We start from the raw sequence: 10492 nt of genomic DNA, 5'->3' as shown, positions 1-10492 counted from the left end.
GCCCCAGCCCCAGTCCTGGCCCCAACACCAGTCCTGGCCCCGGCGCCAGCCCAGCCTCGGACACTGGCCCTGGCTCCGGTGCCGGCTCCACCCCTGGCGCCCAGCCCGGCCTGCCCCCCGGCTCCCGGCCGTAGGCAGAAACCGGCGGGGCTCCGCCCCCGACGTTGCCTCTGGTGCTCAGCCCTGCCCCTCCGCTGTAGGTAGAAACCGTTGTCATCGCGACGGTAGCCACCTACGGCAGCGGAGGCCGTAGGTGGCTACCGCTATGGGAACGACGGTTTTCACCTACGGCCCGGGGTGGCCGCAGGGCTGCGGCTGGAGTGCTGGTCAGGTAACCATGCGTATCCCCCCGAACGGTGGCACGCTTCGATAGAAGCCAGCCACCGGAGAAGATCGGCGCGACTTTGTCGTTGTGTACGCTTTTGCGACCAAAAAGCGTACACAACGACAAACTCACCTGGATCATGGCCTGTACGGGTGGGTGGTCGTAGATGGGATCCGCGCTACTTGACCGGCGCTCCAGCCACAGGCAGGGCAGGCCACGGGCAGGGAGGGCTGCCGTCGCGGCAGGGACCGCGCGTGCCTCGCGTGGTCGCGTCGAGGGTGTGGCGTCGAGCGGGCCGCGCCCCGGCGGGGGCAGGTCCGTAGGCTCAGGGGTGTGGCGCGGGCCGGAGATCTGCGACAGCTCCTCGGGCTGACGGGATTCCGGCGGCTCTATGCCGCCCGCCTGAGCTCGCAGGCCGCCGACGGCGTGTTCCAGGCGAGCCTGGTCAGTTACGTGCTGTTCTCCCCGGAACGGGCGACGTCGGCCACGGCGCTCGCGGCGTCGCTGGCGATCGTGGTGCTGCCGTTCAGCGTCATCGGCCCGTTCGCCGGGATCGTGCTCGACCGGATCTCCCGGCAGCGGGTGCTGGTGGTGTGCGCGCTGGCCCGGGCGGTGCTGCTCGTCCTGCTCGTCCTGCTCATCGCGGCCGGCCACACCGGCGCCGACTTCTACGCGAGCGCGCTCGCGGTGTTCAGCGTGAACCGTTTCGTGCTCGCGGCGCTGTCCGCGGGGCTGCCCGTCGTCGTCCCGACCGGGCGGCTGGTGACGGCGAACGCCCTGTCGGTGACGTCCGGGACGGTCATGACGCTGGTCGGCGCCGGGATCGGCAGCGGTGTACGGGGGCTGGCCGGCGGTGACGACGCGGGCGTCGCCCTGGTCGCCGCGCTCGCGGCCGTGGCCTACCTGGCCGCCGCGGGTACCGCCGGCCGCGCCGGCCGGTACGAGTTCGGGCCACTGCGCCCCACACCCGGGCAGGGGGTCCTGCGTGAGGCCCGGCAGGTGGTCGTGGAGCTGGCGGCCGGCGCCGGCCATCTGTGGCGGCGGCGCCCGGCCCGGTACGCGCTCGCCACGCTGACCGGCTCGCGGGCGGCGTACGGCCTGACGACGGTGATGGCTGTCCTGCTCTACCGCAACTACTTCACCGGCGCGGACGGTGGCCTCGGCGGTCTCGCGCTGCTGGTGACGGCCAGCGGGGTGGGCACGGTGGTGGCCGCGTTCGCCACCCCGCGGGTGACCCGGCTGGTCAGCAAGCAGGTCTGGATCAGCCTGGTGCTGCTCGTCGCCGGGATCGCCGAGATCGCCCTGTGCCTGCCGTTCTCGTCACCGCTGCTGATCGCGGCCTCGGTGCCGATCGGGTTCGCCGCCCAGGCGAGCAAGATCTGCGTGGACACGATCGTCCAGGAACAGACCGAGGACGCCTACCGGGGCCGCGCCTTCTCCCTCTACGACCTGTTGTTCAACGTGGCCTATGTGGCCGCCGCGGCGCTGGCGGCGATCACCCTGCCGCCCACCGGGCGGTCGCCCGTCATGGTGCTGGTCGCCGGCGGCGGCTTCATCGTGTGCGCGCTGCTGTACCTGCGGGCCCGCGGCCCGCGGACGCCGGCTCCCGGGCCGGCGGTGGCCACCGCCCGCCGCCTGCCCGCGGCCACCGCGACGGCGGATCCCAGCGCGGCGGGCCAGCCCCACCGGTGCGCCGACGCCCCCGCCTGACCGAGCCCGGGGCCCCGGGCCCCGAATTCAGGGGCCCGACACCAACGTCCGAGCCTGACCGTGCTTGACACAACGCCTGACCGGCCCCAGACACAACACCTGACCGGGGCCGGACACAGCGGTGCCCGGCCACCCCCTCCGGGTAGCCGGGCACCGTTCACCGGTGGCCTCCGCGGTCGTCGTCCGCCTCGGACGGCCGTGCCGTTGTTCGCCCCGTGCAGGCTGTTCGCTCCGGGTGGGTTATTCGCCCCGGATGAACTCCTCCACCTTGTCCCGGGCGATGTTGTCCCGGTACTGCTCCGGCGGCGACTTCATGAAGTAGGAGGACGCCGCGAGCAGCGGCCCGCCGACACCCCGGTCAAGAGCGATCTTGGCGCAGCGGACCGCGTCGATGACGACGCCGGCGCTGTTCGGGGAGTCCCAGACCTCGAGCTTGTACTCCAGGTTCAGCGGCACGTCGCCGAACGCGCGGCCCTCCAGCCGGACATAGGCCCACTTGCGGTCGTCCAGCCAGGCGACGTAGTCGGACGGGCCGATGTGGACGTTGTCCTTGCCGATCTCGTGGGAGAGCTGGGAGGTCACCGCCTGCGTCTTGGAGATCTTCTTGGACTCCAGCCGGTCCCGCTCGAGCATGTTCTTGAAGTCCATGTTGCCGCCGACGTTGAGCTGCATCGTGCGGTCCAGGACGACGCCCCTGTCCTCGAACAGCTTGGCGAGCACCCGGTGGGTGATGGTGGCGCCGACCTGCGACTTGATGTCGTCGCCGACGATCGGGACGCCCGCGGCACGGAACTTCTCCGCCCATTCGGGACGGCCGGCGATGAACACCGGCAGGCAGTTGACGAAGCCGACGCCGGCGTCGATCGCGGCCTGGGCGTAGAACTTCGCCGCCTCCTCGGAGCCGACGGGCAGATAGCAGACGAGGACGTCGGCCCGGGCCTCGCGCAGGGCGGCGACGACGTCCACCGGGGTGTCGTCGGACTCGGCGATCGTCTCCCGGTAGTAGCGGCCGAGGCCGTCGAGGGTGTGCCCGCGGGCGACCGTGACCCCCAGCGGAGGCACCTCGGCGATCTTGACCGTGTTGTTCTCGCTGGCGCCGATGGCCTCCGACAGGTCCTGCCCGACCTTCTTCGCGTCCACGTCGAACGCGGCGACGAACTCCAGGTCCCCGACGTGGTATTCCCCGAGCTGGGTATGCATCAGGCCCGGGACCTGTGCGGACGGATCAGCGTCGCGGTAGTACTCGACCCCCTGGACGAGGGATGCGGCGCAGTTGCCTACGCCGACGATGGCGACACGTACCGAACCCATGACGGTCTGCTCCTTCTGCGATTGTGGAAGGCGGATGGGTGGGATCCGGGGCGAGGCGGCACGCCGGCGCGGGCACTAACGCGCGGGCGGGGCCTCGTTGCCGTCTCCCCCCGGATCCGGCGGCGTCGGCGGCGCCGGATCCGGGGACAACTCTGTGGATGTTTCGATGGGCGGCCCGCTGGACGGCCCGGCGGCCGCCGGGCGCGCCCGTCCGCCGGCCGGTGCCTGTGCGCGCTCCGTCTCGATCAGCTCGGTCAGCCAGCGGACCTCGCGCTCGACGGACTCAAGGCCGTGGCGCTGCAGCTCGAGGGTGTAGGAGTCGAAACGCTCGCGGGTCCTGGCCAGGGCGGAACGGACCTTCTCACGCCGTTCCTCCAGCCGGCCGCGGCGGCCCTCGAGGATGCGCAGCCGCACGTCCGCGTCGGTCTTGCCGAAGAACGCGAACCGGATGCCGAACATCTCGTCCTCCCAGGAGGACGGGCCGCCCTCACCGAGCAGGGCGGCGAGGCGCTCCTTGCCCTCGGCGGTGAGGGTGTAGACGACGCGGCTGCGGCCGCCGAGACGGTTCGCGGCGCTGGAGTCGTCGGCCGTGACGTAGTGCTCGGCCTGTAGCTTGCGCAGGCAGGGGTACAGCGAGCCGTAGCTGAAGCGATGGAAGGTCCCCAGCACGGTGTTGAGGCGTTTGCGCAGCTCGTAGCCGTGCATCGGGCTTTCGGAGAGCAGCGCGAGGACGGCCAGCTCCAGCATCCTCGCTCCTTTCCTCGGAAGTCATCGGAAGTCAGCCGTGACACTGATGTGACCGGTGTGTCCGGGACGGCTCCGCGTCGCGATCCATCGGCTTGATTTTTTTGGCTGTGCTGGCCCGGTGATGGGACGTGCTGGTCCGGCGGTGAGCCGTGCCGCCGCGGGCCGTATCACCGCGAAGCCGTATCCGCGTGAGCCGTGCGGGGCCGTACCTGCCCGGTGCCGCACCCGGCCGGGATATCTCCAGCTGCGACGTCTCCGGTCGGGATGTCTCCGGTCGGGACGTCTCCGGTCGGGACGTTTCTGCATGACATATCGTTTCGATACATCGAGCATGCCACTTCGGGATAACGAAGGCAACCAGGGGTGTCCGGCGCGGAAAGCCGGGATGGCCGGATCGTTGCCATCGGCCCGGAGCTCACCCTTGTCGGTATTTGCCTGGACAACCATCACGTACCGTGTTCAGTACTCGGAGCTCTTCCAGTGTCGCAGGGGCTTGTGTCCGGAGCGTCTGCCAGTGCGACGCATCCGGCGTACCGTCTTATGGCATGCGTCCACGGTCGGTTGTCGACTACGCGCTCGCCCGGCGGGCGACACTCGCTGACCTGCATGCCGGCAGAGTGTCGGCCACGGATGTGTGTGACGCGCACCCATACCTGCTGCGGGCGGCCAAGCACCACGGGGAGGCGACCGGCAGGCGCTGCCCGGTCTGCCGTGGACGCGAGCCGTTGATCAACGTCACATATACCTACGGTGACGAGCTCGGCGTGAGTTCCGGCCGGGTGCGGGCGACCAGGGACCTGCCGGCCCTCGCGCGGCAGTTCAGCGAGCTACGGGTCTACGTCGTGGAGGTCTGCACGTCCTGCTCCTGGAACCACCTGATCATGTCGTTCGTGATCGGGACCGGCCGGCCCCGGGTCAGGCGGACGGCCCGCCGCAGGACGGCCGAGGAGTAGCCGGGAAGAGGAGCGGCCGGGAACAAGAACGAGGAGCGGCGGGACGGCCGGGGCCCGGGCCCGCCGTCACCGGGTTTCCCACGTGTTGGCGGGAACCCGGTGCATGTGTGCCTGTGGGAGGCGGCGTACCGTCTGACAGCAGCCACCGACGACGCGGGGTTCACTCCCGCAGCCACGGACGGGACTGTCAGTGAGGCCAACATCTACGATCGGGACGTGTACCCGCGCGATGACGACGGCCGTACGCATGTGCGCCGTACCCCGGCCGACCGTGCTCCGGCCGAAGGGGATCATCCGGATGTCGGCTCTGTGAACGGCCACCTGGACAGCCGCCCGCACGGGGCGGCCCGGCCCGACGGTGACGGCTCCGACCGGGCGGGTGCCACCCCCGGCGGTGCCGCGTACGGCGACGCGGGCCGGACGGCGGTGCGCGACGAGCGAGGCGGCCAGCCCGCGGACAGGCGGCCTGCCGACAACAGGCCCGTCACCAACAGGCCTGTCACCAACATGTACGACACGACCGACCGGGCCACCATGGAGCGCATCGGCGTCCGGGAACGCACCGCCGACTCCACCACCTACGTCCGCCGTCCCCGCCCGGACGACGTCCCTGCCGCGGCCCCGGTCAACGGCGTCCGCGGACGTGCGCGTGCCGGCGCGGGCCCGGCGGATCCCCCGGGCGTGCCGCCGGGACGCGCCGATGATCGCCATGGCCTCGAGGGCGGGGCGCAGCAGCCACCGGTCCGGCCGGGCCAGGGAAGACGGGGGCCGATGTTCTGGCGGAACCGCCCGTTGTGGCTGCGGCGGCTGGTCATGTTCGGGCTGCTGTCCGGCGTGCTGATGTTCGCCGCGCTGGTCGCCGTCCTCTACTCCCTGACGAAGATACCGCTGCCGGCGGCCGTCAACGCCGCCGAGCAGACGTCCATCATCACCTACGCGGACCGCAGCACCGAGATCGCCAAGATCGGGACGGTCAACCGGACGGACGTCCCGCTCTCCGAGGTGTCGGTCGACGTCCAGCACGCCGTGCTCGCGGCGGAGAACAAGAACTTCTACAGCGAGCCCGGCATCTCCCCGCGGGGAATCGCCCGGGCGCTGTGGGTGAACGTCCGCGGCGGTGAGATCTCCCAGGGCGGGTCGACCATCACCCAGCAGTACGCCAAGAACGCCTATCTGACACAGGAACGCACCTTCTCCCGTAAGATGAAGGAGATCGTCCTCGCGGTCAAGCTCGCCCGGAAGTACTCCAAGGACGAGATCCTCGAGTCCTACCTCAACACGATCTACTTCGGCCGGGGGGCGTACGGCATCGAGGCCGCGTCCAAGACGTACTTCGGCAAGCCGGCCAAGCAGCTCAGCGCGGAGGAGGGCGCGGTCATCGCCGGGCTGATCCGCTCCCCGAACGCGCTGGACCCGCGGGTGACCCCGGCCGCCGCCGAGCGCCGGTGGCACGAGGTGCTGGACACGATGGTCGAGAAGGGCTGGCTGGACGCGTCCCGCGCGACCCCGGAGAAGAAGCCGCCGGTGACCCAGGAGCGGGACAGGTCCAACGGCATGGCCGTCTCCTCCCCGCAGGCCGCCTACATCCGGGACCAGGCCAAGGACGAGCTGATCGCGGCCGGGATCACCGAGCAGCAGATCAACCTGGAGGGCCTGCGTATCCAGACCAGCATCGACCAGGGCCGGCAGACCGCCGCCTACCTGGCCGTGACGAACGTGCTGGCCAAGCCCTACACCGCCGTTCCCGACCTGAAGACCGGCCTGGTCGCGGTCGAGCCGGGCACCGGCCGGGTGCTGGCCTGGTACGGGGGCACGATCTACGGCAAGGGCGACAACGGCCAGACCTCCTACGTCGACAACGTCTCCGGGGCGCAGGTGCCGCCGGGGTCGACCTTCAAGCCGATCACACTGGCGGCCGCGCTGCAGAAGGGGGTCAGCCTCAAGTCGGTCTACGCGGCCCCGGACGTGCTGGAGATTCCCGGCAAGGCCGCCGACGGCAGCGGGACGTACGTGGTCCGCAACGACGAGGAGCACGGCAACTTCGGGTACCTGAACCTGATCGACGCGACCGCCGAGTCGGTCAACACCGTCTACGTCCCGCTGGGCATCGAGGCCGGCATCGGCAACGTCATCTCCACCGCGCGCGCCCTGGGGGTGAACAAGGACGTCCCACTGACCGACGATGGCGGGGTGACCCTCGGCCGTGATGGCATCACCGCCAAGGACATGGTCGCGGTCTACGGAACCTTCGCCAACGCCGGCAAGGCCGTCGCCCCGCACCTGGTCGACCGGGTGATCGACGGCAAGGGCAAGGTCATCTATGAGGGGCCGACCAACGCGAAGACCGCCATCCCCGCGACCGTGGCGGCCGACGTGACGTACGCGCTGCAGTCGGTCCTGAAGAGCGGCACGGGCAAGGCGGCGCAGCTCGCCGACGGCCGGCCGGCAGCCGGCAAGACCGGCACCACCGACAACTTCCGGACCGCGTGGTTCTGCGGTTACGTCCCGCAGGTCGCGGCCTGCGTGAACATGTTCCGCGGTGACGGCGGGGTGAGCAAGGCGACCGCGCTGACCGGGATCCCCGGGGCTACCGGCGGTGTCTACGGCGGTGGCTACCCGGCGAAGATCTGGAAGGCCTTCATGGACGGCGCTCTCAAGGGCGTCGCACCCCAGAGCTTCCCGACGCCGAAGTACGGTGGCACCGTCACCAACGCGTCGCCGTCGCCGACCCCGCAGCCGACCTTCTCACCGACGCCCACCGCCTCACCCGAGGTGACGCCGCCCGCGGACGTACCCGACCGCGACCGCCATGGGCGCCCGACGACGCTGTTCCCACCGTCGGCGGAGCCGACCGCGTCCACCGGCGGGCAGGGCGAGCAGTCACCGACCCCGAAGCCGGGGAATCCGAGGATCAACGACGGCAGGTTACCGCCTGACCAGGACCCGACCGCCTGAGCCCGCGGCGCGGGAGCCGTCGGTCGCGGCTCCCATGGCGCGGGAGCTGTCGGTCGCGGCTTCCACGGGGTGGGAGCTGTCGGTCGCGGCTTCCACGGGGTGGGAGCCGTCGGTCGCGGCTCCCACGGGCTCCCCGGACCGGGACCGGCCGGATCCCCCCACCGTCGAACGGGAGGGCGTGTTGCACGGGTGACAATGGCACATGGCCAGGGCGTCTCTGATGGATGTTGGCCGATGCGGGTGGTGATCCAGGCTGCCTCCCGCGGGGCGCAGGACAACGGGGTCCCCGTGCGGCGCGCAGCGCCGGACAGGGGGCGTTCCACAGCCGGGCCATGGGCGGCGACAACGCGACGGGTGGCCGGCTGGGTGCCGCCCGCCCGATCGGACATCCGTCAGACCCGTCCTGGCTCCTCCGGGATCTCCCGGATCGATGCCGGCGTCCACCGCGTCGAGGTGGCAGGACACCGGCACCGGCGGCGACCGGCCCGCCCGCCCGGCCACCGGATGCCGCGGTGGGCTGCCGGGCGGTCCCGGTGGGCCCGCGGATGACCGTGCGGCCGCTGGCGGCCGGGACGGGTGGCGAGCGCTCGCCGCGGGCGGCACCCGTCACCCCGGTCTGCCCGTCCCGGGAGGACCCGGTGGTCGCCGGTGCCAGCATGCTCGTCGGCGGCCCGCCGGGCGATCACGCCCGCATCGGCGCCAGCCGGAGCTGGTGGACGCCGCTGCGGATGCTCATGGCGTTCACCATCCTCGCCTGCGTCCTCGCGTACGCGCAGAAGCTGCCCTGCCGGGACACCCGCAACTGGTCGGACGAGTACCAGTACACGCGGATGTGCTACTCCGACGTGGTCGCCCTCTACGGCCAGGAAGGCCTGGCCACGGGCAAGCGCCCCTTCCTCGACTACCCGACCGAGTACCCGCCGCTGATCGGCGCGGTCATGCAGTTCGCGTCGTCGGTCGCCGGCGTCGCCTCGCCGTCGCAGCCGGTGTACCGGAACGAGGACGGCAGGCAGGTGCTGGCCGGCTACACCATCGACCAGCGCACCGCCGTCTTCTACGACGTCACGGCCCTGCTGTTCCTGGTCATGACCTGCGTGGCGGTCTTCTGTACGGCGCTGGCGGCGGGCCGGGCCCGGGTATGGGACGCGGCCCTGTTCGCCCTCGCCCCCGCCCTGGTGCTGCATCTGCTGACCAACTGGGACATCGTCGCGGTCACGTTCGCCGCCGCCGGACTGCTGGCCTGGTCACGCCGCGCGCCCGTGCTCGCCGGCATCCTGTTCGGGCTCGGGGCGGCGACCAAGTTCTACCCGCTGCTGTTCCTGCTGCCGCTGGCTGTGCTGGCCCTGCGCGCGGGCCGGGGCCGGGCCTTCGTGCGGGCCATGGCGGCGACGGTCGTGACCGCCGCGGCCGTGTGGGTGCCGCTGTGGCTGATCGCCGGCTACTTCACCGAGGACCAGCGCACCGGCGACAGCATCTGGACGACGTTCCGGGCCGGTGGCGACTGGCTCGCGCTGCTCGACGGCCATGCTCCCGGCGGGGCCACGAACGCGATGCTGCGCTTCGTCGACCTGAACTCGCAGCGGGGCCCGGACTGGGACTCCCTGGCGTTCGCAGCGACCTGGCTGGCCGGCTCCTTCTCGCCCCGGGCGTTCGGGCCGCTGCATCTGATCGCCATGCTGCTGGCCGGCCTGCTGCTGGTGGCGGCGGGTTTCGCGGCCGCCGCGCGCTGGCCGGCGCGGCGGCTACCGATTGCGCTGGCCGGGCTGGTGAGCTGGCTGCTGGTCGTGGTCGCGGTCCCGAAGGTGCTCGGCAGCGTCCGGGACGACGGGATCCCCACCGGCACCCTCAACGTCGTCTCGATGATCGCTCTCGGGACGCTGCTGGTCGGCATCGCGGCGCTCGGCTGGTTCGCGCCGCGGCGGCCGCGGCTGCCGGCGCTGCTGTTCCTCACCGTCGTCGCCTTCCTGGTGACCAACAAGGTCTTCTCCCCGCAGTACACGCTGTGGCTGGTACCGCTGGCGGCGCTGGCCAGGCCGCGCTGGCCGGCGTTCCTCGCCTGGCAGGCCAGCGAGGCGTACGTGCTGCTCACCCGGTTCCTGCACTTCGTCTACAACGACACCAACGCAGCGCACGGGATCGGCCGCGGCTGGTTCGTGGGCGCTGTCGCCATCCGCGATCTCATGCTGTGCGTGCTGGCCGGGCTGGTCATCCGCGAGATCCTGCGACCGGAGCTGGACGTGGTCCGCGCGACCGGGGCGGACGACCCGGCCGGCGGCGTTCTCGATGGCGTCCCGGACCGTCGTGGCCGGCGCCGTACGGCCGTCCCGGCGCAGGCCGTCGCCGGAGCCACCGCGGATGCCGGCCGGGACGCGCGCCGGGACGGCTACCGGATGTCTCCCCACCGTTCGATGGCCGGCGGTGGGCGGCGAGGCGGACCGTCCACCGCGGGTACCAGCCCGTGACACCGGCACCGGATGGCCCGCTGGCGGAT

General features: G+C 71.7%; 6 protein-coding genes. 4 read left to right on the top strand and 2 right to left on the bottom strand.

From position 1 onward, the window contains the following. Positions 1-658: 658 nt before the first annotated feature. Complete coding sequence (locus AC5LSR_RS08815; RefSeq protein ID WP_493468338.1) at positions 659-2035, top strand: MFS transporter; 1377 nt, start codon at positions 659-661, stop codon at positions 2033-2035. A gap of 240 nt (positions 2036-2275) precedes the next feature. On the opposite strand, the gene AC5LSR_RS08810 is transcribed toward AC5LSR_RS08815, so the two are convergent. Then, on the bottom strand, positions 2276-3346 hold the full coding sequence (locus AC5LSR_RS08810) for an inositol-3-phosphate synthase (RefSeq protein ID WP_250286700.1): 1071 nt from the start codon (positions 3344-3346) through the stop codon (positions 2276-2278). Positions 3347-3421: 75 nt separating this feature from the next. Continuing rightward, a complete protein-coding gene (locus AC5LSR_RS08805; RefSeq protein ID WP_250286702.1) occupies positions 3422-4093 on the bottom strand; it encodes a PadR family transcriptional regulator in 672 nt (223 codons plus the stop codon). Positions 4094-4638: 545 nt separating this feature from the next. Between AC5LSR_RS08805 and AC5LSR_RS08800 the strand changes: the two genes are divergently transcribed. From AC5LSR_RS08800 to AC5LSR_RS08790, 3 genes are all read left to right on the top strand, one after another. Further along, a complete protein-coding gene (locus AC5LSR_RS08800; RefSeq protein ID WP_250286704.1) occupies positions 4639-5046 on the top strand; it encodes a DUF5318 family protein in 408 nt (135 codons plus the stop codon). 309 nt (positions 5047-5355) lie between these two features. Next, on the top strand, positions 5356-8001 hold the full coding sequence (locus tag AC5LSR_RS08795) for a transglycosylase domain-containing protein (RefSeq protein ID WP_250286707.1): 2646 nt from the start codon (positions 5356-5358) through the stop codon (positions 7999-8001). A 545-nt stretch (positions 8002-8546) separates the two neighbouring features. Beyond that, a complete protein-coding gene (locus AC5LSR_RS08790; RefSeq protein ID WP_250281563.1) occupies positions 8547-10463 on the top strand; it encodes a glycosyltransferase 87 family protein in 1917 nt (638 codons plus the stop codon). Positions 10464-10492: the final 29 nt, after the last annotated feature.

It is taken from the genome of Protofrankia sp. CiP1_Cm_nod4 (assembly GCF_982290645.1).
This window is presented reverse-complemented; position numbering and strand designations above follow the sequence as displayed.